General features: G+C 72.6%; 18 protein-coding genes. 3 read left to right on the plus strand and 15 right to left on the minus strand.

Annotated features, from left to right (window positions below; genetic code table 11):
- Nucleotides 1-32: 32 nt before the first annotated feature.
- The 5 genes from ilvC to ACZ7MY_RS16045 form a co-directional block, all read right to left on the minus strand.
- Nucleotides 33-1,031 carry a ketol-acid reductoisomerase gene (gene ilvC / locus ACZ7MY_RS16025; protein WP_499602277.1) on the minus strand — a complete coding sequence of 333 codons (999 nt, stop codon included), beginning with the start codon at nt 1,029-1,031 and terminating at the stop codon, nt 33-35.
- 77 nt (nt 1,032-1,108) lie between these two features.
- The gene (gene ilvN / locus ACZ7MY_RS16030; RefSeq protein ID WP_400802304.1) at nt 1,109-1,636 is read right to left on the minus strand and encodes an acetolactate synthase small subunit; all 528 of its coding nucleotides are present in this window, start codon (nt 1,634-1,636) and stop codon (nt 1,109-1,111) included.
- Nucleotides 1,637-1,668: 32 nt separating this feature from the next.
- Nucleotides 1,669-3,546: an acetolactate synthase large subunit gene (locus ACZ7MY_RS16035; RefSeq protein WP_499602278.1), complete on the minus strand. Its 1,878-nt coding sequence runs from the start codon at nt 3,544-3,546 to the stop codon at nt 1,669-1,671.
- Nucleotides 3,547-3,758: 212 nt separating this feature from the next.
- On the minus strand, nt 3,759-6,608 hold the full coding sequence (locus ACZ7MY_RS16040) for a putative bifunctional diguanylate cyclase/phosphodiesterase (RefSeq protein WP_499602280.1): 2,850 nt from the start codon (nt 6,606-6,608) through the stop codon (nt 3,759-3,761).
- Between the two features lie 283 nt (nt 6,609-6,891).
- On the minus strand, nt 6,892-7,845 hold the full coding sequence (locus ACZ7MY_RS16045; RefSeq protein ID WP_499602281.1) for a 2-hydroxyacid dehydrogenase: 954 nt from the start codon (nt 7,843-7,845) through the stop codon (nt 6,892-6,894).
- A gap of 56 nt (nt 7,846-7,901) precedes the next feature.
- Between ACZ7MY_RS16045 and ACZ7MY_RS16050 the strand changes: the two genes are divergently transcribed.
- The 3 genes from ACZ7MY_RS16050 to ACZ7MY_RS16060 all read left to right on the plus strand — a co-directional run bounded on the left by ACZ7MY_RS16050 (nt 7,902) and on the right by ACZ7MY_RS16060 (nt 10,439).
- Nucleotides 7,902-8,894, plus strand: coding sequence for an aldo/keto reductase (locus ACZ7MY_RS16050; RefSeq protein ID WP_499602282.1), 993 nt, complete (start codon nt 7,902-7,904; stop codon nt 8,892-8,894).
- Between the two features lie 211 nt (nt 8,895-9,105).
- The gene (locus ACZ7MY_RS16055; protein WP_499602745.1) at nt 9,106-10,245 is read left to right on the plus strand and encodes a PQQ-dependent sugar dehydrogenase; all 1,140 of its coding nucleotides are present in this window, start codon (nt 9,106-9,108) and stop codon (nt 10,243-10,245) included.
- Between the two features lie 23 nt (nt 10,246-10,268).
- Complete coding sequence (locus tag ACZ7MY_RS16060) at nt 10,269-10,439, plus strand: DUF6191 domain-containing protein (protein ID WP_179279865.1); 171 nt, start codon at nt 10,269-10,271, stop codon at nt 10,437-10,439.
- Between the two features lie 24 nt (nt 10,440-10,463).
- Here ACZ7MY_RS16060 and ACZ7MY_RS16065 read toward each other — a convergent pair whose 3' ends face one another.
- The 10 genes from ACZ7MY_RS16065 to ligA form a co-directional block, all read right to left on the minus strand.
- Nucleotides 10,464-13,511 (minus strand): helix-turn-helix transcriptional regulator, encoded by a 3,048-nt coding sequence (locus ACZ7MY_RS16065; RefSeq protein WP_499602283.1) that lies wholly within the window; start codon nt 13,509-13,511, stop codon nt 10,464-10,466.
- Between the two features lie 50 nt (nt 13,512-13,561).
- Nucleotides 13,562-13,783: a hypothetical protein gene (locus ACZ7MY_RS16070; RefSeq protein WP_499602284.1), complete on the minus strand. Its 222-nt coding sequence runs from the start codon at nt 13,781-13,783 to the stop codon at nt 13,562-13,564.
- 217 nt (nt 13,784-14,000) lie between these two features.
- On the minus strand, nt 14,001-14,675 hold the full coding sequence (locus ACZ7MY_RS16075) for a hypothetical protein (protein ID WP_499602286.1): 675 nt from the start codon (nt 14,673-14,675) through the stop codon (nt 14,001-14,003).
- A 17-nt stretch (nt 14,676-14,692) separates the two neighbouring features.
- Nucleotides 14,693-16,894, minus strand: coding sequence for an MMPL family transporter (locus ACZ7MY_RS16080; protein WP_499602287.1), 2,202 nt, complete (start codon nt 16,892-16,894; stop codon nt 14,693-14,695).
- A 242-nt stretch (nt 16,895-17,136) separates the two neighbouring features.
- Nucleotides 17,137-18,645 carry an Asp-tRNA(Asn)/Glu-tRNA(Gln) amidotransferase subunit GatB gene (gene gatB / locus ACZ7MY_RS16085; protein ID WP_499602289.1) on the minus strand — a complete coding sequence of 503 codons (1,509 nt, stop codon included), beginning with the start codon at nt 18,643-18,645 and terminating at the stop codon, nt 17,137-17,139.
- A gap of 25 nt (nt 18,646-18,670) precedes the next feature.
- Nucleotides 18,671-18,910: a hypothetical protein gene (locus tag ACZ7MY_RS16090; protein WP_499602291.1), complete on the minus strand. Its 240-nt coding sequence runs from the start codon at nt 18,908-18,910 to the stop codon at nt 18,671-18,673.
- Nucleotides 18,907-20,400 (minus strand): Asp-tRNA(Asn)/Glu-tRNA(Gln) amidotransferase subunit GatA, encoded by a 1,494-nt coding sequence (gene gatA / locus ACZ7MY_RS16095; RefSeq protein WP_499602293.1) that lies wholly within the window; start codon nt 20,398-20,400, stop codon nt 18,907-18,909. Before gatA ends, ACZ7MY_RS16090 begins: the two co-directional genes overlap by 4 nt.
- Nucleotides 20,401-20,405: 5 nt before the next feature.
- A complete protein-coding gene (gatC, locus tag ACZ7MY_RS16100) occupies nt 20,406-20,702 on the minus strand; it encodes an Asp-tRNA(Asn)/Glu-tRNA(Gln) amidotransferase subunit GatC (protein WP_499602295.1) in 297 nt (98 codons plus the stop codon).
- A gap of 211 nt (nt 20,703-20,913) precedes the next feature.
- Entirely contained in the window at nt 20,914-23,022 is a 2,109-nt protein-coding gene (locus tag ACZ7MY_RS16105) for a putative bifunctional diguanylate cyclase/phosphodiesterase (RefSeq protein ID WP_499602297.1), read from the minus strand.
- Between the two features lie 215 nt (nt 23,023-23,237).
- A complete protein-coding gene (gene ligA, locus ACZ7MY_RS16110) occupies nt 23,238-25,448 on the minus strand; it encodes an NAD-dependent DNA ligase LigA (protein ID WP_499602299.1) in 2,211 nt (736 codons plus the stop codon).
- Between the last annotated feature and the right edge of the window lie 6 nt (nt 25,449-25,454).

Below are 25,454 nucleotides of genomic sequence, written 5' to 3' on the forward strand. Positions count from 1 at the left end.
CCCGGGACCGTGTCGACGTCGGTGCGGAGGACCTACGCCTCCTCGTCCACCCAGCTCATCAGCTTGCGCAGCTTCTTGCCGGTGGTCTCCAGCAGGTGGTTCTCGTCGGCCTTCTTGTACTCGTTGTAGCGCGGCAGGCCGGCGTTGTACTCGGCGATCCAGTTGTTGGCGAAGGAGCCGTCCTGGATCTCGCCGAGGATCTTCTTCATCTCGGCCTTGGTGGCGTCGGTGATGATGCGGGGGCCGGTGACGTAGTCGCCCCACTCGGCGGTCTCGGAGATGGACCAGCGCATCTTCTCCAGGCCGCCCTCGTACATGAGGTCCACGATGAGCTTCAGCTCGTGCAGGCACTCGAAGTACGCGATCTCCGGCTGGTAGCCGGCCTCGGTCAGGGTCTCGAAACCTGCCTTGACCAGGGCGGTGGTACCACCGCAGAGGACCGCCTGCTCGCCGAACAGGTCGGTCTCGGTCTCCTCGGTGAAGGTCGTCTTGATGACGCCGGCGCGGGTGCCGCCGATGGCCTTGGCGTAGGACAGCGTGAGCGCGAAGCCGTTCCCGGTCGCGTCCTGCTCGACGGCCGCGATGCACGGGACGCCGCGGCCCTCCTCGTACTGACGGCGCACCAGGTGGCCCGGGCCCTTGGGGGCGACCATGCACACGTCGACGCCGGCCGGGGGCTTGATGAAGCCGTAGCGGATGTTCAGGCCGTGTCCGAAGAACAGCGCGTCGCCGTCCTTCAGGTTGTCCTTGATGGACTCCTCGTAGACCCGCGCCTGGATCGGGTCCGGGACCAGGATCATGATGACGTCGGCCTCGGCGGCGGCCTCGGCGGGGGTGACCACGCGCAGGCCCTGCTCCTCGGCCTTCGCCTTGGACTTGGAGCCCTCGTGCAGGCCGACGCGCACGTCGACCCCGGAGTCGCGCAGCGACAGCGCGTGGGCGTGGCCCTGGCTGCCGTATCCGATGACCGCGACCTTGCGGCCCTGGATGATGGACAGGTCGGCGTCGTCGTCGTAGAACAGCTCGGCCACTTCGGGTCTCTCCTTGGTGATCTGGGGGGTTGCCCACACAGTACGTCCGCGGGCCGGGATCAAGTCTGGGGGTCTCGCTATGCGGTCCGGTCGAGGGCGCGCAGAGAGCGGTCGGTGATCGAGCGTGCACCCCGGCCGATCGCGATCGTGCCGGACTGGACGAGCTCCTTGATGCCGAAGGGCTCCAGCATCTTCAGCATGGCCTCGAGCTTGTCGGCGCCGCCGGTGGCCTCGATGGTGACCGCCTCGGGCGAGACGTCCACGGTCTTGGCGCGGAACAGCTGGACGATCTCCACGATCTGGGAGCGGGACTCGTTGTCGGCGCGCACCTTCACCAGGACCAGCTCGCGCTGGACGGCGGCGGAGGGCTCCAGCTCGACGATCTTCAGGACGTTCACCAGCTTGTTCAGCTGCTTGGTGACCTGCTCCAGCGGGAGCTCCTCGATCACGTTCACCACGATGGTGATGCGGGAGATGTCGGCGTGCTCGGTGGTGCCGACGGCGAGGGAGTCGATGTTGAAGCCGCGGCGGGAGAACAGGGCGGTGATCCTGGCCAGGACACCGGGCTTGTTCTCCACCAGGACGGAGAGCGTGTGCTTGGACATGTCGCGTCGTTCCTCTGCTTCTCTCTCGGTCCTCAGTCGTCCGCGGCGTCGCCGAAGTCGGGGCGGACGTCGCGGGCGGCCATGATCTCGTCGTTGGAGGTGCCGGCGGCGACCATCGGCCACACCATGGCGTCCTCGTGGACGATGAAGTCCACGACCACCGGGCGGTCGTTGATCGCGTTGGCCTTCTCGATGACCTCGTCCAGCTCGTCGGGCGACTCGCAGCGCAGGCCCACGCAGCCCATCGCCTCCGACAGCTTCACGAAGTCCGGGACCCGGGTGCCGGGCGCCGGGGTCTGGCTGACGCCCTGATGGGAGCCGCGGCCCGCGTTGGTCTCGCCGGCGTGCAGGACGGTGTTGGAGTAGCGCTCGTTGTAGAAGAGCGACTGCCACTGCCGGACCATGCCGAGGGCGCCGTTGTTGATGATGGCGACCTTGATCGGGATGTTGTTCAGCGCGCAGGTGACCAGCTCCTGGTTGGTCATCTGGAAGCAGCCGTCGCCGTCGATCGCCCACACGGTCGTACCGGGCCGGCCGGCCTTGGCGCCCATGGCGGCGGGCACGGCGTACCCCATCGTCCCGGCGCCGCCGGAGTTGAACCAGGTGTTGGGCCGCTCGAAGGAGATGAACTGCGAGGCCCACATCTGGTGCTGGCCGACGCCGGCCGCGAAGAGGGTGCCCTCCGGGGCCAGCGCGCCGATCCGCTGGATGACCTGCTGCGGGGACAGGCTGCCGTCGGCGGGCAGGTCGTAGCCGAGCGGGTAGGTGTCGCGCAGGCCGTTCAGCAGCTTCCACCAGTCGGCGTAGTCCCCGCGGCGGCCGGCGTCGTGGTCGCCCTGGACGGCGACGATCAGGTCGGCGATGACCTCGCGGGCGTCACCGACGATCGGCACGTCGGCCACGCGGTTCTTGGAGATCTCGGCCGGGTCGATGTCGGCGTGGACGATCTTGGCGTACGGGGCGAAGGAGTCGAGCTTGCCGGTGACGCGGTCGTCGAAGCGGGCGCCCAGGGTGACGATCAGGTCGGCCTTCTGCAGGGCCGCGACAGCGGAGACCGAGCCGTGCATGCCGGGCATGCCGACGTGCTGGGGGTGGCTGTCGGGGAACGCGCCCAGCGCCATCAGCGTGGTGGTGACCGGGGCGCCGGTCAGCTCGGCCAGGATGCGCAGTTCGCCGGTGGCGCGGGCCTTGAGGACGCCGCCGCCGACGTACAGCACGGGGCGCTTGGCCTCGTTGATCAGGCGGGCGGCCTCGCGGATCTGCTTGGCGTGCGGCTTGGTGACCGGGCGGTAGCCGGGCAGGTCGGTGGCGGGCGGCCAGGAGAACGTGGTCTGCGCCTGCAACGCGTCCTTGGCGATGTCGACCAGGACCGGGCCGGGACGGCCGGTGGACGCGATGTGGAAGGCCTCGGCGATGGTGCGCGGGATCTCGTCCGCGTTGGTGACGAGGAAGTTGTGCTTGGTGATCGGCATCGTGATGCCGCAGATGTCCGCCTCCTGGAAGGCGTCGGTGCCGATCGCCTTGGAGGCCACCTGGCCGGTGATCGCGACGATGGGGACCGAGTCCATGTGGGCGTCGGCGATCGGGGTGACCAGGTTGGTCGCGCCCGGGCCCGAGGTCGCCATGCAGACGCCGACCTTGCCGGTGGCCTGCGCGTAGCCGGTGGCGGCGTGACCGGCCCCCTGCTCGTGCCGGACGAGGACGTGGCGCACCTTCGAGGAGTCCATGAGCGGGTCGTACGCGGGGAGGATCGCACCACCCGGGATGCCGAACACGGTGTCGGCGCCGACCGCCTCGAGAGAGCGGATGAGGGACTGGGCGCCCGTGACGCGCTCGGCGGGAGTGGGCTGCGGCGCGGCGCCGCGGGCCCGCGGCTGCGGGTGGTGGGCCCCGGTGGCCTGCTCGGTCATCTGGTTCTCATCTCTCAGGAGGGTGAGGGTGGAGAGGGCGGTATGTCTGGATCCCAGGCAACAAAAAACCCCCCGTGCCGGCAGGCAAGCGAGGGGAGCGCGTCGGTGCGTTCCACGAGGCGGTCAGGGGCCCCGGGTCAGCCGACGCGCTTTCCAAGTACGAGAATTCGGGTGCGCATGGGACTGACCTTCCTCCTCGCCTGCGGGGAGTGTCAAGCGGGTGGGACGGGCGTCTCATTATTTGAGCGTAGCTCCTCCGCCTTCCGTGTGCCGCGCACGGAGATCCGGGTGCTGTTCAGCGGGACCGGCCCGCCGGGCACGGGATAGCTCCCGCGGGTCAGCGAGGAGCGCAGCCGGTGCTCGTCCAGCGGCCCCGAGAACGCCATGCCCTGCCCATGGGTGCAGTCCATCTCACGCAGCGCCAGCACCTGCTCCGGACGGTCCACGCCCTCGGCCACCGAGCGGATCCCGAGGTCCGCGGCGATGCGCAGCAGCCCGGCGGTGATCTTCCTGAGGCGCGGCGACTCCACGAGGCCCTCGGTGAGGCCGCGGTCCAGTTTCAGCACGTCGACGGGGAGCCGACGCAGCGCGTCCATGGGCGCGTAGCCGCTGCCGAAGCCCTCCAGGGCGATGCGCACCCCGAGCCGGTTGAGCGCGGTGAGCCGCCGCTCCAGCTCGTCCAGGGAGATCCGCGGATCCTGGTCGGCGATCTGCAGGACGAGGGAGTCCGGCGGCAGCCCGTGCCGTTCGAGCAGCGCCTCGACGTCCTTGGTGGGCAGCTCGCGGTGCATCAGGCGGCGGGTGGACAGCCGTACGGCGACGGGCACCGGGCAGCCCGCGGCATGGCGCAGCGCGGCCTGCCCGACCGCCTCCTCCAGCAGCCAGCGGGCCAGTTGCGCGGTGCGGTCGGTGTCCTCGGCGACCCGGAGGAACTCGGCGGGGGTGAAGAGGATGCCCTGCGCGGAACGCCAGCGGGCCTGCGCCTCGACCGCCGCCACCTCGCCGCTGCCGAGGTCGACCACGGGCTGGTGGAGCAGGGCGAACTCGCCGTCCCGCAGGGCGGTGCGCAGCCGTCCCGCGAGCTCGGCGCGGCGCACCACCTCGGCCTGCATCGCGGGCGCGTACATCTCGACCCGGCCCTTGCCGGCCTGCTTGGCCCGGTACATCGCCAGGTCGGCGTTGCGCAGCAGCTCGCCGGCGCTGACCCCGGGGTCGGCGAAGGCCACCCCGATGCTGGCGGCCACCCGGACCTCGGTGCCGTCCACCCGGTAGGGCTCGGACAGCGCGGCGCGGAGCCGGTCGGCCACCTCGTGGACCTGGTACTCGCGCAGATGACGGTCGGCGCTGGTGCCGCAGATGAGGGCGGCGAACTCGTCGCCGCCCAGGCGCGCGGCGGTGTCGCCGGCGCGCACCGAGTCCTGCAGGCGTCGCGCGGCCTGGACGAGCAGCTCGTCGCCGGCCTGGTGGCCGACGGTGTCGTTGACCGCCTTGAAGCCGTCCAGGTCGATGAAGAGCACCGCGGTGGTGCCGGTGTCGCCGTCGCCGGCCCGGCGGCCGCCGATCGCCTGGCGGATCCGCTCGGTGAACAGGGCCCGGTTGGGCAGGTCGGTGAGCGGGTCGTGCTCGGCGTTGTGCTGCAGCTGGGCCTGGAGCCGGACCCGTTCGGTGACGTCGCGGCTGTTGAAGATCAGGCCGCCCTGGTGGCGGTTGACGCTGGACTCGACGTTGAGCCAGCTGCCGTCCCCGTGCCGTATGCGGCACTCGATGCGGGTGGCGGGTTCCTCGGCCGCGTGGGCGGCCAGGAAGCGCCGCACCTCGTGCACCACCCGGCCCAGGTCGTCGGGATGGATGTGGGTGGCGAACTCGGTGCCGACCCACTCCTCGGGGTCGCAGCCGTACACACCCTTGGCGGCGGGGCTGACGTAGCGCAGCGCGCCGGTCGGCGAGGCGATCATGATGACGTCGCTGGAGCCCTGCACGAGGGACCGGAAGTGGTTCTCCTTCTGGGCCAGCTCCTGGGTGAGGGCCATGTTGTCGAGCAGCATGATGCCCTGCCGCACGACCAGGGCGAGCACGACGGTGCAGCCGGTCAGGAGCACCACCCGGTCGCTCTTGCGGCCGTCGATGACGTTGTAGAGGATCCCGAGCACGCAGACCGCGGCGGCCAGGTACGGGGTCAGGGCCGCCAGCGAGCCGCTCACCCGGCGCCCCTGCTCCTGCTGCCGTCGCGCCGTCCCCCGCTCGGTCGTGCCCGGCTCGGCCGTGGCGCGTTCGCCGACCCAGGGGGCGTAGGCGAGCAGCATGCTGCCGGCGAACCACCCGGCGTCCAGGATCTGGCCGGAGCTGTAGTGCTCGCGCAGCAGGGGCGAGGTGAACAGCGCGTCGCACAGCACGGTGAGGGCGAGCGAGGCGATGGCGGTGTTCACCGCGGCCCGGTTGGCCGAGGACCGCCGGAAGTGCAGCGCCAGCACCATGCTCACCAGCATGATGTCCAGCAGGGGGTAGGCCAGGGACAGGGCGATGCGCGCGGTGCTGCGGCCCTCCCACAGGGCCGTCTGGGCCAGGGCGAGGGTCCAGGAGAGGGTCAGCAGGGAGCCGCCGATGAGCCAGGCGTCCAGCCCGAGGCAGACCCAGCCGGCCCGGGTGACCGGCCGTTTGGCGAGCACCAGCAGCCCGATGATCGCGGGAGGTGCGAAGAGCAGGAAGCAGAAGTCGGCGACCGAGGTGCGCGGCACGTCGTCGCGCAGCACGACCTCGTACCAGCCCCAGATGCCGTTGCCGAGCGCCACCATGGCGGAGGAGACGGCGAACAGCGCCCACGCGGGGCGGTAGCGGTCGTCGGCCGCCTTGCGGACGTAGACCAGACAGGAGACGGCGGCGGCCAGCGCGGCCGCGGAGAGGCCGAAGTCGCCCATGACGACGGCCAGCCCCCTGGAACCCCAGCCGAGGGTTGCCCCGATGGCGTAGCCGCCGCAGAGCACGGCCAGCAGCATCTGGGGCAGCAGGCCGGCCCGGCTGCCCGGCGCGGAGGCCTGCGAGAGGACCGCACCGGGCGCGCTCACGGTGTCGTCCCGTGGAACCGTGAGCGTCCCCGGCACGGTGTGCCGTGGTCCAGCGTCGGATGCTCTCTCCATTGGCCGTGCATCGCCCGTCGCCCCCCATCAAGTGCCGAGTCGTCCCACGCCCGTTCGCGGCTCGCCGAGCCACGCCGGTCGTGTTCCCCCAGTGCGGGACGATACACCAGTTCAGTCACTCAGGGACATAGTTCCTCTACACAGCGTGACCACGCGTAGCGCCCTGCCCCACGCGTGGGGCACCCGGTGCCAGGGCGTGTGGTGCGGGTGCTCAGGTGGTCAGGACGACGTTCGTGAGGTCCTGGCCGGCCGCGAAGCGGCCCAGTTGCTCGCGGAGCAGCCGCTTGGCCCTGGGCAGGAAGGCGGAGGTGCTGCCGCCGACGTGCGGACTGACCAGGACGCCCGGCGCGTGCCACAGCGGGTGTCCCGGAGGAAGCGGTTCCGGATCGGTGACATCGAGTGCCGCCAGGAGGCGGCCTGCCTCCAGCTCCGCGAGGAGTGCCTTGGTGTCCACCACGGGCCCGCGGGCCACGTTCACCAGCAGGGCCCCGTCCTTCATCCCGGCCAGGAACCGGGCGTCGGCCAGATGGCGGGTGTCCGGGGTGAGCGGGGTCGACAGGACGACCACGTCCGCCCGCGGCAGCAGCCGGGGCAGCTCCCCCAGGGCGTGCACCGGGCCGTGCGGGGAGCGCCGGGCCAGCCGCGCGACCCGGGTGACGTGGCATTCGAACGGGGTGAGCCGGTCCTCGATGGCGGCGCCGATCGAGCCGTAGCCGACGATGAGCACCTGCTTGTCGGCGAGGGCGGGGTAGAAGCCGGCGTGCCACTCCTCGGCTTCCTGGCCGCGCACGAAGCGGGGGATGCCGCGCAGGGCCGCCAGGGTGAGGGCGACGGCCAGTTCGGCGGTGCTCGCCTCGTGCACCCCGCGGGCGTTGCACAGCCGCACCCCCTGGGGGAGCTGCCGGAGGTACGGCGTGACGTGGTCGACACCCGCGCTGAGGGTCTGCACGACCCTGACCCCGGACATGCGGGGCAGTGGACGGCCGGCGACCTCCGGACCCTTCATGTAGGGCACCACGTAGAACGCGGCGTCGGCGGGGTCGGCCGGGAACTCGTCGCCCCCGTCCCAGAAGAGGTAGTCGAGTCCGGCGGGGAGCCCTTCGACGTCCTGCGCGGGGATCGGGAGCCAGACCGTGGGGCGGTGGTTCCGGGTGATGTCAGCCATGGTCAGGAGGCTATGGCACAGTGGGGCGGCGCGAGAGGTCAGCGGAGGTCAGCCAGGTGGAGCGCAGGACGGTCGGATCGGCGGCTCTGGAGGTGGGCGCCGTCGGTCTGGGATGCATGCCGATGAGCTGGGCCTACACGGCGTCCCGGCAGGAAGGCGAATCGTCACTGCGGGCCGTGCACGCGGCGGTCGACCGCGGCACGACACTGCTGGACACCGCCGACATGTACGGGCCGTTCACCAACGAGCTGCTGCTGGGGCGGGTGCTGAGGGAGCGTCGGCGGGAGGTCTTCGTCTCCACCAAGTGCGGACTGCTCGTCGGCGAGCAGCACCTGGTGGCCAACGGCCGCCCCTCGTACGTGAAGCGGGCCTGCGACGCGTCGCTGCGGCGGCTGCAGACCGATGTGATCGACCTCTACCAGCTGCACCGCGCCGACCCCGAGGTCCCCGTCGAGGAGACGTGGGGCGCGATGGCGGAACTGGTGACGGCCGGCAAGGTGCGTGCGCTGGGATGGTGCGCGGTGGGCGCCCGGGCGGCACGGCGCGCGGGTGCGGGCATATACGACGAGACGCTGCGGCAGTTGCGCCGCGCCCAGCAGGTCTTCCCGGTGAGCTGCGTGCAGGCCGAGCTGTCGGTGTGGTCGCCCGAGGCACTGGCCGGGCTGCTGCCCTGGTGCACGCAGCGCGGGGTCGGCTTCATGGCCGCGATGCCCCTCGGCAACGGCTTCCTGACGGGCACCCTCACCCCGGGCCAGGGCTTCGAGCCGGACGACGTACGGGCCCGCCACCCCCGCTTCACGGCCGAGATGATGGCCGCCAACCAGCCGATCGTCGCGGGGCTGCGCCGGGTCGCCGAGGTGCACGGGGCGACACCCGCGCAGGTCGCGCTGGCCTGGGTGCTGGCCCAGGGACCGCAGGTCGTGCCGATCCCCGGCGCGAAGCAGCAGCGGTGGACGGTGGAGAACGCCGGGGCCGCGGAACTGCGGCTGACCGAGGAGGACTTCGCGGAGATCGCGGCGCTGCCGCCGGCGCGGGGCTCCTGGGACTGAGGGCAACGGCCGGGACGGACGGGGCCGGAGAGAGCCCGGTGGCGACACTGCCGCCATGCACCTTGGACGGGCCCTGAGTCGGCGGTGCCGGAAACCGACGTCGTACCGCGGGAACCCCGAACGGCCGGGCGGTGTAGTGAGGGATGTGATGTTCTTGGAGTCCGAGCCGGAGAACCCCCGGGAGGGAAGCGTGGGACGCCGTGCCGCCGTCGTGACCGCCGCGCTGGCCAGTGCCGCGCTGCTCGCCACCGGATGCTCCTCGGACGGTGGTGCCGCGCCCGCTCCCCCGGCCTCCTCCTCTTCCGCCACGAAGTCGGCGCCGGCGCCCGGCGGCAGTGAGGGGCCCGCGGCGCCGGCGAAAGGCACGGCGGAGGTGACCGGCACGGTCGCGACCGGGCTCACCACCCCGTGGGGCGTGGCCGCGCTCGCGGAGGGCGATCTGCTGGTGGCCTCCCGGGACACCGGAAGGATCGTCCGGGTCGCCGCGGACGGCGGCCGTACGACCGTCCTCGGCACGGTGCCCGGGGTCTCCTCCGGCGGCGAGGGCGGCCTGCTGGGGCTCGCCGTCTCGCGGGACTTCGCCACCGACCGCATGGTGTACGCGTACTTCACCACCGACTCGGACAACCGCATCGCGCGCATGCTCTACGACCCGGCGAAGCCCGCCGGGGAACAACTGGGCGCACCGGACACGATCCTGCGCGGCATCCCGCACGGCGCCATCCACAACGGCGGGCGGATCGCCTTCGGCCCCGACGGCATGCTCTACGCGGGCACGGGCGAGAGCGGCGAACGGGGCCTGGCGCAGGACAAGAAGTCCCTGGGCGGCAAGATCCTGCGGATGACCCCGGACGGCGAACCCGTGCACGGCAACCCCGAGGCGGACTCCGTCGTCTACTCCTACGGGCACCGCAACGTGCAGGGTCTGGCCTGGGACGGCCAGGGACGGCTGTGGGCCTCGGAGTTCGGGCAGGACACCTGGGACGAGCTCAACCTGATCGAGCCGGGCAGGAACTACGGCTGGCCGGTCGTGGAGGGCCTCGCCCACCGCGACGGCTACGCGGACCCGGTCGCACAGTGGCGCACGGACGACGCCTCGCCCAGCGGCATCGCCTATGCGGACGGCTCGATCTGGATGGCCTCGCTGCGCGGCGCCCGCCTGTGGCGGATCCCCCTGGCCGGTACGAAGGCCGCGGCCGACCCGCAGGCGTTCCTCGTCGGCACATACGGGCGGCTGCGCACCGTCCTCGCCGATCCGGACGGCGGGCTGCTGCTGACCACCAGCAACACCGACGGCCGAGGCGAGCCCCGCAAGGGCGACGACCGAATCCTGCGGCTGCGGGTGAGCTGACCGACGACACCTTGGGGGGTGCGATGTTCAACGCGCTGGACGAGCTGTTCGCTCCGGGCCGCAGGCACGCCGAGGACGAACGCAACCGCCTGGAGCTCGTGCGGGACGAGGAGGGCGACGCGGATCCCGGCCGGGGCCCGGTCGACCTCGACTCGGGCGCCGTCCTGATACGTCCGCCGCGCGCCGGCGGTTAGGCCCACCGGCCCGCGGTGCGGGGTTCAGCCCGGCTGCCCGGCGAACAGCCGCAGCCGGTGGGCGAGCGCGGCCGCCTCGCCGCGGCCCGAGACGCCCAGCTTGGCGAGGATGTTGGAGACGTGCACGCTGGCGGTCTTCGGTGAGATGAAGAGTTCCTCGGCGATCCGGCGGTTGGTGTAGCCGGCGGCGACCCGGCGCAGCACCTCGCGTTCGCGCGCGGTCAGCCCGAAGGGCTCGGGCTCTCCGGCCGCTTCGGGGGCGGCGGCCTCCGGTTCGTCCAGCGCGAGCCGGCCGCGGCGGGCGAGCAGCCGGACGGCCTCCCGCAGCGGTACGGCGCCGAGGGAGTCGGCGACCTCGCACGCCAGGCGCAGCAGGGCGGCCGCACGCTCGCGGGCGCCGGGATCGTGCCGCGCGAGCAGGGTCTCGGCGAGCCGCAGCCGTACCAGGGCGAGCGGGTAGGGGCGGTCGAGGGCGGCGTAGGCCTCCTCGGCGGCGGCCCAGGGACCGGGGTCGGTGCTCCCGTCGGCGCGCAGCAGTTCGGCCTCGACCAGCAGGGCGTGGGCGGCCCACACCGGGGACAGCCGGGGCAGCCGCCCCGCCGCCTTGCGGATGAGGGCGAGCATCGCGGACCGGCCGGCCTCCGCGCCGGGAAGTCCCAGGGCGTCCGCCTCCAGGGCCGCCGCGGTGTGCAGCATGGGCCAGGCGTAACGGTGGAACGCGGGCGGGAACCCGGCTTCGAGGGCCGTCATCACCGCGGCGCGGGCCTCCAGGAAGCGTCCGCGCCCGGCGGCGACGGCGATGGTCAGATGGCGCAGCGGCAGGGTGTTCTGCGGCTGGTGGTCCTGCGGGCCCAGGTGGTCCCGGGCGGCGGCGACCTCGGCCTCGGCGCGGTCGTACTCCCCGCGCAGCACGGCGAGGTGGGCCAGCAGCGTCGCGGCCCAGCCGAGGTACAGGGCGTGGTTGGTGTTCTCCCGGCCGCGGACGGCGACCTCGGCGGCCTCGTCCCAGCGGCCGAGGGCGAGCAGCGATTCGGCCTGGTTGGCGGAGGCGAAGGTGGCTCCGTCGCGCAGCCCGTGGCGGGTGGCGCTCTCCACGCCCCTGCGGGCGACCGCGATCGCCTCCTCCGAGCGGCCCACGGACTCCAGCAGGGCGGCGAGGTTGGCGTCGGTGTTCACCGTGAGGTTGCCGTACCGGGCGGCGGCGGCCCGTTCTCGGGCCGCCTCCAGTTCGGCGATGCCGGCGGCGGTGTCACCCGAGTCGGCGAGGAGGATGCCGAGGGTGACCCGGGCGTGGAGCTCGGTCTCCTCGGCGCCGACCAGCCGGGCCAGTTCGATGGCGCGCTCGGCCGTGGTGATGCTGTCCGGTCCCGGGTCGTGCATCATGTCCCAGCCGGCCGCGCTCTCCAGCACCTCGGCGTGGACCGGTGACGGCGGCAGCCCGCGGACGAGTTCCTGGGCCTCGGCGATCTCCGCCCAGCCGTCGCCTCGGCCCATGGCGACCATCAGCCGGGAGCGCTGGATCCAGAACCACGCGGCGCGCAGCGGGTTGCTGCCGGAGCGCTCCAGCAGGCGCAGCGCGCGCTTGGTGACCTCGTAGGCGCCCTCGCGGTCGGCGCTGAGGCGGGCGGCCACGGTCGTCTCGGCGAGCAGGTCCATGTACTGCAGGGGCTTGCTGCCCGGGTCGCAGCCGCACGGGGGGAACACCTCGACGTAGTCGACGGGGCGCAGCTCCTCGCGGACGTCCGCGGGCGTGTCGTCCCACAGCTCCAGGGCGCGTTCGAGCAGCCGGTGCTGTTCGGCGTAGGCGTGCCGGCGTCGCGCCTCGACGGAGGCGCTCAGCACCGCGGGCAGCGCCTTGGCGGGCTCGTGGGCGTGGTACCAGTAACTGGCCAGCCGGGCGGGGAGTTCGTCGGCGGGCACCAGAGCGGGGTCGGCCTCCAGGGCCTGCGCGTAGCGGCGGTTGATGCGGCTGCGCTCGCCCGGCAGCAGGTCGTCGCCGACGGCCTCGCGGACCAGCGAGTGCCGGAAGCGGTAGCCGTCGCCGTCGTCGGTGGGCAGCAGGATCTTGGCGCCGACGGCCGAGCGCAGGGCCTCGATGAGTTCGTCCTCGCCGAGCCCGGCGACGGCTTCCAGCAGCCGGTACTCGACGGTGGAGCCGCCCTCGGCGACGACGCGCGCGACGCGCTGCGCGGTCTCGGGCAGCGTCTCGACGCGGACCAGCAGCAGGTCGCGCAGGCTGTCGCTGAGCCCGGTGCGGCAGCCCTGGGTGATGCTGCAGGCGAGTTCCTCGACGAAGAAGGGGTTGCCGTCGGAGCGGCTGAACACCCGGTCGACCAGGGTCGGGGCGGGCTCGGAGTCGAGGATCCCGGCGACCTGGGCGCGGACCTCGGCGCGGTTGAAGCGGGCCAGTTCCAGCCGTGCGACGGAACGCATCCGGTCGAGTTCGGCGAGGAAGGGCCGCAGCGGGTGCCGGCGGTGGATGTCGTCGGAGCGGTAGGTGGCCAGGACGACGAGCCGGCCGCGGGAGAGCGAGCGCAGCAGGTAGCCGAGGAGTTCGCGGGTCGAGCGGTCGGCCCAGTGCAGGTCCTCCAGCGCGACGACGAGCGTGCGTTCCTCCGACAGCCGCTCCAGCAGCCGCGAGGTGAGCTCGAAGAGCCGGGCGCGGCCGTGCTCGTCGCGCTGGTCGGCGAGGGGGTCGGGGGCGTCCGTGCCGCCGAGCCCGGGCAGCAGGCGGGCGAGTTCGGCCTCGCTGCCGGCGGCCGCGGCGACCAGTTCGTCGCCGAGCCGGCGGTGCAGGGCGCGCAGGATCGTCGCGACGGGGGCGAAGGGCAGTCCGTCCGCGCCGATCTCCACGCAGGCGCCGACGGCGGTCACGGTCGCCGGTCCGTCCTGGGCCGCGGCGAGGAACTCCTCCACGAGCCGGGTCTTGCCGACGCCTGCCTCGCCGCCGATCACCAGCGCCTGCGGCTCGCCCGCGTGGGCGCGGGCGAGCGCGGAGGTGAGGCGGGTCAGTTCGCGGCTGCGTCCGACGAACACCGGGCTGACCGACTGGTTCTGCACGGTCCCGAGCATCGCACGGGGCCCTGACGGCGCGGTACCGGTTTGCACCGGCACCACGGTGCTCATCCGGCGGCCCGCAGCCGGCGGGAGAGCCGGCCGGCCCTCCTTCCGTGCCGCCTTCCCCCGTCCTGGCCGGCGGTGGTCACGCGGGCGCCACCGGACTCGCGGGCGGCCTGCCGCGCGGCCCGGCGGGCCTGGTCGGCCTGGCGGGCCAGCCGGTACTCGGCGGCCTCGCGCAGCAGCTGCTCCGCCCTTTCGCGGCCCAGCAGTTCGTGTGGGTACATCGTTGCTCCTCGGGTCCGGGACCGATGGTCCGGAGTCTTCTTCTCCGTGCCATCAGCCTCGTCCCCGAGGGGGGTGGGCCACATCGGGCAACCGCCCAGGCTTGAAGGGTGCGGATGCCTTAGGCCGCGCGGCGAAGTGCCCAGGTCCCCGGGTCGACCGCGCGGCCCCTCCTCAGGGGGCTCGCACGCCTCGGCCTCAGGTGCCTCGGCAGGTGCCTCAGCCGCCGGTCGAGACCGGGGCCTCGGCCACGCTCGGCAGGCCGCCGAAGAGGTCGAACCACGTTCCGGCGGCGACGAACAGCCCGAGGACGCCGAGGGCGAGACCGCCCCAGGCGACCGCGCGCACCCAGGGCGCGGCGTTCCGTCCGGCGAGCAGCACGGCGCCGAGGACAACAAGGGCGACCAGCGCGCAGACGCCGTTGACGACGGCGGTGGTGTGCCAGGGGGCGCCGTATATCTGCTCGATCTGCTGGGCGGCGGTGCCGGAGGAGGCGTGGATCTGCCCGACGAGCTGCCGCCGCTCGGCCAGTACGGTGCCCAGCCAGGTGCCGGTGAGGGACGCGAGGCCGAGGGCGGCGCCGACGACGGCCGCGGCGCCCGGGACGACCGCGGGGGTGGAGGCGTCCGCCGCCTCCGGGGTGCCGGTGGCGTCGCTCTGCTCGGCCGCGTCGACGTCGTCGGCCTCTTCGCTGGCTTCGGCCTCTTCGCGGGCTTCGGAGTCTTCCGGGTCTTCTCGTCGGCCGGGCTCGTCGAAGGCCTGCGGCTCGTCGGCTGTCGTGGGTTCGGCGCCGGGCGCGGTCGCGGGATTCGCGCCGTCGTCACCGGATCGGTCGGGCTCGGCGTCCGCGGCGAGGTCGCCGGCTGCCGCCTCGGGGGTCTTGGTGGTCTCCATGGGCGGCAACCGTACGGTCACATTCTGAGAGCCTTCTGAGAACCGGGCTCCTCCACGGCGACTGGCGTGCGCTGCCCCACCGGGCCCTCGATGCAGATCCGCGGCAGCCGGCGTTCCAGCCACCGGGGCAGCCACCAGTTCCAGTCGCCCATCATGTGCATCAGCGCCGGTACGAGCAGGGTCCGCAGGACGAAGGCGTCGAGCGCGACGGCGGCCGCCAGGCCGATGCCGAACATCGCGATCACGCGGTCGCCGCTGAGCACGAAGGCGAGGAAGACGGAGATCATGATGACCGCGGCGGAGTTGATCACACGGCTGGTCTCGGCGAGGCCCACCCGGACCGCACGGCGGTTGTCGCGGGTCTCGCGCCACTCCTCGTACATGCGGCTGACGAGGAAGACCTGGTAGTCCATGGAGAGCCCGAAGAGCACCGAGACCATGATCACCGGTAGGAAGGGCTCGATCGGTCCGGCCGCTCCCAGCCCCAGCAGTTCGCTCCCCCAGCCCCACTGGAAGATCGCGACCACGATGCCGAAGGAGGAGGCGACGGCGACGACGTTCATGACCGCGGCCTTGATCGGGATGCCGAAGCTGCGGAAGGCCAGGAGCAGGAGCACGCAGCCCAGCCCGATGACCGAGCCCACGAAGAGCGGCAGCTTGCCGACGATCACCGAGGCGAAGTCCGCGTAGCCCGCGGTGACACCGCCGACGTACACCTCGAGGGAGGTGCCCTCGGTCGCCTCCGGGATGACGTCCTCGCGCAGGTGCGTGACGAGCCGGTCGGTGGCCTGGTCCTGCGGGGAGGTGGTGGGGACGACGTCGATGACGTCCAGCCCGCTGCCGTGCTGTGCCTGCTCCTTGTGCACCGCGGCGACGCCCTCGGTGCGCCCGAGGTCGGCGGTGAGCTGCTCCAGGGCCGCCCGGTCGGCGGCGTCGCCGGACTTGGCGACCAGTTGCAGCGGGCCGTTGAAGCCCGGGCCGAAGCCGTCGGAGAGCAGGTCGTACGCCTGGCGGGTGGTGGTGCCCGCGGCGCTGTTGCCCTGGTCGGAGGCGCCCAGGTGGAGGGAGGTCGTGGGCAGGGCCAGCGCGAGCATGACGACGGCGGCGACCGCGCCGAGGGCTTTGGGGTGCCGTTCGACGAAGGCGGACCAGCGGGCGGCGAACCCGGTCGGTAGTTCGGGCGACGGGCCGTGCTCGACCAGCCGGCGCCGTTCCCGGCGGCTCAGCGCCTTCATGCCGATGGCGCCCAGCAGTGCGGGCAGCAGCGTCACCGAGGCGGCGACGGTGAGCATCACGGTGAGGGAGGCGGCGATCGCCACGCCGTTGAGGAACGACAGCCGCAGGATCAGCATGCCGAGCAGGGCCACGCAGACCGTGCCGCCGGCGAAGACCACCGCCCTGCCGGTGGTGGCGACCGCCTTCTCGGCGGCCTCCCGCACCGGCAGGCCCTGCTTGAGGCCCCTGCGGTGGCGGGTGACGATGAACAGGGCGTAGTCGATGCCGACGCCCAGCCCGATGAGCAGGCCGAGCATCGGGGCGAAGTCGGCGACCCTGATCAGGTGGCCGAGCAGTTGGATCGTCATGTACGCGGCGCCGACACTGACCAGCGCGGTGACGATCGGCATGAACATCGCGAAGAGCGAGCCGAAGGCCACCAGCAGCACCACGGCCGCGACGGCGACGCCCACGACCTCGCTCATGTGCCCGCCGCCGCCCTCGGTCAGCGCGATGGCGCCGCCGCCCAGGGCGACCTGCGTGTTGTCGTCGGCGGCGGCCCTGGCCGTGTCGACGACCTTCTGCACCTGACCGGCCTGCAGGTCGTCCGAGGGCCTGTCGAACACCACGGTCGCGTAGGCGGTGTGCCCGTCCTGGCTGATCTGCGCGGCGCCCTCGGTGCTGTAGGGGCTGGTCACCGAGGCGACGCCGGGGAGCCCGGCCACCTCGTCCAGCGTGCCGGTCAGCCGTTCCCTGACGGACGCGACACCGACGGTGCCCTTGTCGGTGTGCCAGACGATGGTGTCGCTGTCGCCCGCCGAGCCCGGGAAGGCCTCCTTCAGCAGGGCGGTGGCCTTGCTGGAGTCGGTGCCCTTGATGTCGTAGTCGTTGGAGTACGCGGAACCGGCGAGCAGGGCGGCCGTGGACAGGCCGAGCAGGGCGACGAGCCACAGCAGGACGACGGCGAGACGACGGTCAAGGCACCAGCGGGCGAGTGCAGCCATTGCTCTCCCTGGGATTGCGCGGATCTTTCAGGCCGGGGAAGAGCCCGCAAAGAACACAACACGTACGTCCTCGACTGAACCAGGAAGAAGAGATCGTTGGCCGCGTTCGTGCGCTTAATCACATATCGTCCGGGGAATTTATGTCGCCCTTACACGCCACGGACCTGCGGCGACGCCGAAGGGCGGGCCCCCTGACCGGGAGCCCGCCCCTCGCATGCCTGCCGGCCGCGCCGGCCGCCGGATCAGCCCTGGACGCCCAGCTTCTCCAGCACGAGCTCGCGCACGCGCTTGGCGTCGGCCTGGCCGCGGGTGATCTTCATGACGGCGCCGATGAGCGCGCCCGCCGCCGCGAGGTTGCCACCGCGGATCTTGTCCGCGACGGCGGCGTTGGCCGCGATGGCCTCGTCGACGGCCGCGCCGAGCGCGCCCTCGTCCGAGACGACCTTCAGACCACGCTTGTCGACGACCTCGTCCGGCTCGCCCTCACCGGCCAGCACGCCCTCGATGACCTGGCGGGCCAGCTTGTCGTTGAGCGAGCCCTCGGCCACCAGCGCCGCCACCCGGGCCACCTGGACCGGGGTGATGGGCAGGGCGGTCAGTTCCACACCGTCCTCGTTGGAGCGGCGGGCCAGCTCGCCCATCCACCACTTGCGGGCGGAGGCCGCGTCGGCCCCGGCCTCGATGGTGGCGACGATCGGGTCGATCGCGCCCGCGTTGAGCACCGACTGCATCTCGTGGTCCGAGATGCCCCAGTCCTCCTGGAGGCGCATACGGCGCACCCGCGGGAGCTCCGGCAGGCCGCCCCGCAGCTCCTCGACCCACTCGCGGGCCGGCGCCACGGGGACGAGGTCGGGCTCCGGGAAGTACCGGTAGTCCTCCGCCTCCTCCTTGATGCGGCCGGAGGTGGTGGAACCGGTGTCCTCGTGGAAGTGCCGGGTCTCCTGGACGATCGTGCCACCGGAGGAGAGCACGGCCGCGTGCCGCTGGACCTCGAAGCGGACGGCCCGCTCGACGCTGCGCAGCGAGTTGACGTTCTTGGTCTCGCTGCGGGTGCCGAACTTCTCCCGGCCGTGGGGGCGCAGCGACAGGTTGACGTCGCAGCGCATCTGGCCCATCTCCATGCGGGCCTCGGAGACGCCCAGCGCCTTGATCAGCTCGCGCAGCTCGGTGACGTACGCCTTGGCGACCTCGGGCGCGCGCTCGCCGGCGCCCACGATCGGCTTGGTGACGATCTCGATCAGCGGGATGCCGGCCCGGTTGTAGTCCAGCAGCGAGTGCGAGGCGCCGTGGATGCGGCCGGTGGCACCGCCCACGTGCGTGGACTTGCCGGTGTCCTCCTCCATGTGGGCGCGCTCGATCTCCACGCGGAAGATCTCGCCGTCCTCCAGCTGCACGTCGAGGTAGCCGTTGAAGGCGATCGGCTCGTCGTACTGGGAGGTCTGGAAGTTCTTCGGCATGTCCGGGTAGAAGTAGTTCTTCCGCGCGAAGCGGCACCACTCGGCGATCTCGCAGTTGAGCGCGAGACCGATCTTGATCGCGGACTCCACGCCGGTCGCGTTGACGACCGGCAGCGCGCCGGGCATCCCGAGGCACACGGGACACACCTGGCTGTTCGGCTCGGCGCCCAGGGTGGTGGAGCAGCCGCAGAACATCTTCGTCTTGGTGCCGAGCTCGACGTGGACCTCGAGGCCCATCACCGGGTCATAGGACGCGAGCGCGTCCTCGTACGACACCAGGTCCGTGACGGTCACAGTCTTGATACCTCTCAGTTCCCCGTCAGGATGACAGCACGTCGTCGTCGCCGATCCGGCGCAGTTGCCGGAGCAGCAGGGCGACACCGGTGGCGATCGCCGCGGCGCTCACCACCGCGTCGATCAGCAGCAGCGTGTCGCTCTCCGCGCGGCCCCGCTTCATCTGCCGTGCGACACCGACCGCGCCGAAGAGCGTGGTGCCGATCGACAGGTAGGTGCCGGACTTGCTCTTCTTGAAGCCCTTGGCCTTCTCGAGCTTGCTCACAGGATCGGTGCCTCCTCCAGCAGCGGGTGACCCCAGCGTGCGGTGAACGCCGCCTCGACGGCCGCACCGACACGGTAGAGGCGGTCGTCGGCCATGGCCGGGGCGATGATCTGCAGACCGACCGGGAGCCCGTCCTCGGCCGCGAGGCCGCAGGGCACGGACATGGCGGCGTTGCCGGCCAGGTTGGCCGGGATGGTGCACAGGTCGGCGAGGTACATCGCCATCGGGTCGTCCACGCGCTCGCCGATCGGGAACGCGGTGGTGGGGGTGGTCGGCGAGATCACCACGTCGACCTGCCCGAAGGCGCGCTCGAAGTCGCGTGAGATCAGGGTGCGGACCTTCTGGGCGCTGCCGTAGTACGCGTCGTAGTAGCCGGAGCTGAGCGCGTACGTGCCGAGCATGATGCGGCGCTTGACCTCGGCGCCGAAGCCGGCCTCGCGGGTGAGGGCGGTGACGTCCTCGGCGCTGCGGGTGCCGTCGTCGCCGACCCGCAGGCCGTAGCGCAGGCCGTCGAAGCGGGCCAGGTTGGACGAGGCCTCGGACGGCGCGATCAGGTAGTACGCGGCGAGCGCGTACTGGAAGGACGGGCAGGACAGTTCGACGACCTCGGCGCCGAGCTCGCGCAGCAGCTCGACGGACTCGTTGAACCGCTCCATGACGCCGGCCTGGTAGCCCTCGCCCGCGAACTCCTTGATGATGCCGACCCGCAGGCCCTTGACGTCGCCGTTGCGCGCGGCCTCGACGACCGGCGGGACGGGGGCGTCGATGGAGGTGGAGTCCATCGGGTCGTGGCCCGCGATGACCTCGTGCAGCAGCGCCGCGTCCAGCACCGTGCGGGCGCAGGGGCCGCCCTGGTCCAGGGAGGAGCTGAAGGCGACCATGCCGTAGCGGGAGACGCCGCCGTAGGTGGGCTTGACGCCGACCGTGCCGGTGACGGCGGCCGGCTGGCGGATGGAACCGCCGGTGTCGGTGCCGATGGCCAGCGGGGCCTGGAAGGAGGCCAGGGCGGCGGAGGAACCGCCGCCGGAGCCACCGGGGATGCGGGTGAGGTCCCACGGGTTGCCGGTCGGGCCGTAGGCGCTGTTCTCGGTGGAGGACCCCATGGCGAACTCGTCCATGTTGGTCTTGCCGAGGATGACGATGCCGGCCTGCTTGAGGCGGGCGGTCAGCGTCGCGTCGTACGGCGGGACCCAGCCCTCGAGGATCTTGGAACCCACGGTCGTCGGGACGCCCTTGGTGGTGAAGATGTCCTTCAGCGCCAGCGGGACGCCCGCGAGCGGGCCGAGCTTCTCACCGGCGGCGCGCTTGTCGTCGACGGCCTTGGCGGCCTTCAGGGCGCCCTCGGTGTCGACGTGCAGGAAGGCGTGCACCTTCTCGTCGACGGCGGCGATGCGGTCCAGGTGGGCCTGGGCGACCTCGACGGCGGAGGTCTCGCCGGAGGCGACGGCGGCCGCGGTCTGCGCGGCGGTGAGCCTGGTCAGATCGGTCATCGTGATCAGTCCTCCCCCAGGATCTGCGGCACCTTGAAGCGCTGCTGCTCCTCGGCGGGAGCGCCGGACAGCGCCTGCTCCGGGGTCAGGCTGGGCCGGACCTCGTCGGGGCGCATGACGTTCGTCAGCGGCAGCGGGTGGGAGGTCGGCGGTACGTCCTCGCCGGCCACCTCGGAGACGCGGGCGACCGCGCCGATGATGGCGTCGAGCTGTCCGGCGAAGTGATCGAGCTCTTCGTCCTTCAGCTCCAGACGCGACAGCCGGCCGAGGTGGGCGACCTCCTCGCGCGTGATGCCTGGCATGCAGCGATCCTCTGGGGGTGAGTTTGGTCTTTTCGCGCCCAATCCTATGGGCGCGGGCGCCCCGGGGGCGAAACGGTTTGCGCTTCGCCGGGCCGGGGTGCGCCGGGCGGCACCGGCCGTAGCGGTGGTACCGCCGGGACCGGTGGGGTGCGCGGGGCGCCCCAGGCGCCCTGCGGCGGGTACGGGTCCGCAGGTCACGGGCCCGCAAACGTTACTGCGCGTCGGGGACGGCGGCCCGCTCCTTCGCGGCCTCCAGCTCCGCCGGACGGCGCCATCCGGCGCGGCCGCGCAGCCGCAGCCAGGCCGTGGTCTCATCCGGGGGCATCGCCGCGGCGACCAGCCAGCCCTGGATCGCGTCGCAGCCCAGGTCCCGCAGGCGCTCCCACGTCTCGTCGTCCTCGACGCCCTCCGCCACGACGAGGAGGCCGAGGGAGTGGGCGAGGTCGACCGTGCAGCGCACGATCTCCGCGTCCTCGGCGTCGACGGACAGCCGGGCCACGAACGAGCGGTCGATCTTCAGCTCGCTGACCGGCAGCCGCCGCAGGTGCACCAGCGAGGAGTAACCGGTGCCGAAGTCGTCGAGCGACATCTTCACCCCGTGCCCGGTCAGCCCGGCCATGGTGTCGGCGGCACGCTGCGGGTCCTCCAGCAGCACGTGCTCGGTGATCTCCAGCTGCAGGGCCCCCGGCGGGACGCCGTGCCGGGCCAGCCGCGCGGCGACGGCCCCGGCGAAGCCGGGCGAGTGGACGTCGCGCGGCGAGACGTTGACGGCGACGGGGACGTCGAGACCCATCGCCCGCCACCGGGCGACCTGCCCGAGGGCGGTCTCCAGGACGTACTCGGTGAGCTGCGGCATCAGCCCGGAGGTCTCGGCGATCGCGATGAACTCCTCGGGGCTGACCCGGCCGCGCTCGGGGTGCACCCAGCGGACCAGCGCCTCCAGGCCGGCGACCTGCCCGTCGAAGCGGACCTTCGGCTGGTAGTGCAGCTCGACCTCGCCGCGGTCCAGGGCCCGGCGCAGGTCGCCGAGGAGACCGAGGCGGTCGGGGGTGTTGCCGTCGCGGGAGGACTCGTAGACCTCGACCCCGCTGCGGTCACGTTTCGCCTGGTACATCGCGACGTCGGCGCGGCGCAGCAGGCCCTCGGCGTCACCGGCGTGATCGGGGTAGACGGCGACCCCGGCGCTGGCCTCGAGGACCAGGGTCAGGCCGTCGAGGCTCAACGGCGAGCCCAGCGCGGCGACCAGGGCCCTGGCGATGCGCTGGGCGCGGGTCGGCGCGTCGCAGGTGGGGAGCAGGACGGCGAACTCGTCGCCGCCGAGCCGGGCGACCTCGGCGCCGCGCGGCAGGGCGAGCCGCAGGCGGTCGGCGATCTGCAGCAGCAGCCGGTCGCCGGCCATGTGGCCGAGGGTGTCGTTGACGGAGCGGAACTTGTCGAGGTCGATGAGGACCAGGGCGGCGCGTTCGCCGCTGCGGGCGGCGTCGTCCAGCGCGGTCCAGGTGCGCTCCAGCAGCCACTGACGGTTGGGCAGTCCGGTGAGCGGGTCGCGCAGTTGCTCCTCGGCGCGGGCGTGGGCGATCCAGAGCGTGGAGTCGAGCGCGATCAGGGGCACGGCGAACAGCGGCAGCAGCAGGGGCAGATCGGCCGCGACGATGATGATCAGCGGGGAGATGCCGAGCAGTGCGACGCCGACGAAGCCCTGGCGTATCAGCGCGGTACGGGCCACGGTGGGCAGCGCTCCGGCGCGCGGCACGATCGCGTACCACAGGAGCGTGCGGGTCGCGGCGAGGTAACCGAGTGCGGCGGCGAGCACCGCGGGGACGGCCGCCATCCCCCAAGTGGCGGGTTGCCAGGGCTGTTCGACGGACGGGTGGGTGCCGAAGGCGGACAGCGCCAGCGAGGCCGCGCCGATGCCCAGGATGTCCACGGCGCCGTGCAGCAGCGCCTCGCGCCAGCGGTGCCGGCGAGCCGCGCCGACCAGGACGACGACGGCCAGGCTGATCAGCACCGCGGGCACCCAGCCGTAGAGCAGCAGCATGGCGAGGGTCAGGGCGGCGCCGGAGCCCGTGCCGCCCCACCAGCGGTCCCGGCCCATCGCGACCAGGTGGCCGACGATGATGCCGGTGAGCACGGCGAACGCCCAGCCGACGTCGCCGCCGGGGAAGAAGGCGTTGCCGTCCACGAGCATCCGGACGACGCCCACGGCCAGGGCCGCCGCCGCAGCGCCCACGACCGAGTACCTGAGTGCCGCCGTGGGCAGCACCGGCGCGGCCGGTCCGAGCAGCCGCTGCGCCGGTCCGGCGCTGTCCGTCGGTTCCATGCCCGTACCCTCTCGCAGCCGCGTGTGCCGTTCCACCACACGCCCCTGCCCGCGGGATTGACGGCCGGGCTGCCGGAGGGCCCGTGCCCGGAAGGCGCGCCTCTCAACAGTAGGCCGATAAAGGCTGTCACGGGCACCGATCGGCTGCTGTTGCCCGAATGGATCCCACCATCCCGGATCGTCCCGCTCTGGGCCGAAAGGGTGATGATGGGGTGTCAGGCCTCCGGGTTCACGGCGGCCTCCCGGGCGGCGTCCGCACCCTGTCCGAGCAGGACGGCGAAGCCGTCCTCGTCCAGGACCGGCACCTTCAGCTGCACCGCCTTGTCGTACTTGGAGCCCGGGCTGTCGCCGACGACCACGAAGTCGGTCTTCTTGGAGACCGACCCGGTGACCTTGGCCCCGCGGCTCACGAGCGCCTCCTTCGCGCCGTCCCGGGTGTGGGTGGCGAGGGTGCCGGTGACGACGACGGTGAGGCCCTCCAGCGGGCGCGGTCCCTCGTCGGAGCCCTCCTCGGTGAAGCGGACCCCGGCCGCCTTCCACTTGCGGAGGATCTCGCGGTGCCACTCCTCCTCGTACCACTGCTTGAGGGACGCGGCGATGATGCCGCCGACGCCGTCGACTCCCGCCAGGCGCTCCTGGTCGGCGGCGAAGACGGCGTCCAGGTCGCGGAACTCGCGGGCCAGGGCCTCGGCGGCGACCGGGCCGACGTGACGGATCGACAGGCCCGCGATGATGCGGGCGAGCGGGCGCTCCTTGGCGTCCTGGATGTGCTCCAGCATGGCCGCCGCGTTCTTCTTCAGCTCGCCCTGCTGGTTGGCGAAGACCGAGACGACCTTCTCCTCGCCGGTTTCCGGGTCGCGCTTGGGCAGGCCGGTGTTCTGGTCGAGGACGTGGGCGCGGATCGGCAGCAGGTCCTCAGGCGTGAGGTCGAACAGGTCGCCCTCGTCTCGCAGCGCCGGCTCCGCGGGCTCCAGCGGCCGGGTGAGCGCGGCCGCCGCGACGTAGCCGAAGTTCTCGATGTCCAGGCACTTGCGGCCGGTCAGGTAGAACAGCCGTTCCCGGATCTGCGCCGGGCAGCCCCGCGCGTTGGGGCAGCGCAGGTCGATGTCGCCCTCCTTCATGGGGCGCAGCGGGGTGCCGCACTCGGGGCAGTCGGCGGGCATCACGAACTCGCGCTCGCCGCCGTCCCGCAGGTCGACGACCGGGCCGAGGATCTCCGGGATGACGTCACCGGCCTTGCGCAGCACGACGGTGTCGCCGATGAGCACGCCCTTGGCCTTGACCACGTCCTGGTTGTGCAGGGTGGCGAACTCGACCTCGGATCCGGCCACCGTGACCGGCTCGACCACCGCGTACGGCGTCACGCGACCCGTACGGCCCACGCCGACGCGGATGTCGACCAGCTTGGTGTTGACCTCCTCCGGCGCGTACTTCCACGCGATGGCCCAGCGCGGCGCGCGGGCGGTGGAGCCGAGCCGGCCCTGCAGCGGGATCTCGTCGATCTTGACGACGATGCCGTCGATCTCGTGCTCGACGTCGTGGCGGTGCTCGCCGTAGTAGGCGATGGCCTCCTTGACCTCGGCGAGCGTGCCGACCACCCGGGCGTACCTGGTGGTGGGCAGGCCCCACTCGTGCAGCAGCTCGTAGGCGTGCGACTGGCAGTCGATGGTGAAGCCCTCGCGGGCGCCGATGCCGTGCACCACCATGTGCAGCGGGCGGCTCGCGGTGACCCGGGGGTCCTTCTGCCGCAGGGAACCGGCGGCGGCGTTGCGCGGGTTGGCGAAGGGCTTGTCGCCGGCCCCGACCAGGCGGGCGTTGAGCTCCTCGAACTTCTCCATGGGGAAGAAGACCTCGCCGCGGATCTCGACCAGGGCGGGGACGCGCTCCCCCGCCAGCCGGTCCGGGATCTCGGCGATCGTGCGGACGTTGGGCGTGATGTCCTCGCCGGTGCGGCCGTCGCCGCGGGTGGCGCCGCGCACCAGACGGCCGTTCTCGTACGTGAGGTTGACGGCGAGGCCGTCGACCTTCAGCTCGCACAGGAAGTGGTAGGTGCCCCCCTCGCCCGCCGGGGGGCCCAGCTCCGCGGCGAGGCGGTCGGCCCAGGCGTCCAACTCCTCCTCGGTGAAGGCGTTGTCGAGGGAGAGCATGCGCTCGCGGTGCTCGACGGAGGTGAACTCCGTCGCATACGCGCCGGAGACCTTCTGGGTCGGCGAATCCGGCGTGCGCAGCGAGGGGTGCTCGTCCTCCAGCGCCTCCAGCCGCCGCAGCAGCTTGTCGAAGTCCGCGTCGCTGATGACCGGCTGGTCCTTGACGTAGTAGCGGAAGCGGTGCTCCTCGACCTGCTCGGCCAGGGAGGCGTGCAGCTCGCGCGCCTTCGCCGGCACGTCCTCGTTCCTGGCGCCCTCGGGGATCACGGAGTCCTCCACGTCCAC

The organism is Streptomyces sp. NPDC111520, assembly GCF_055635295.1.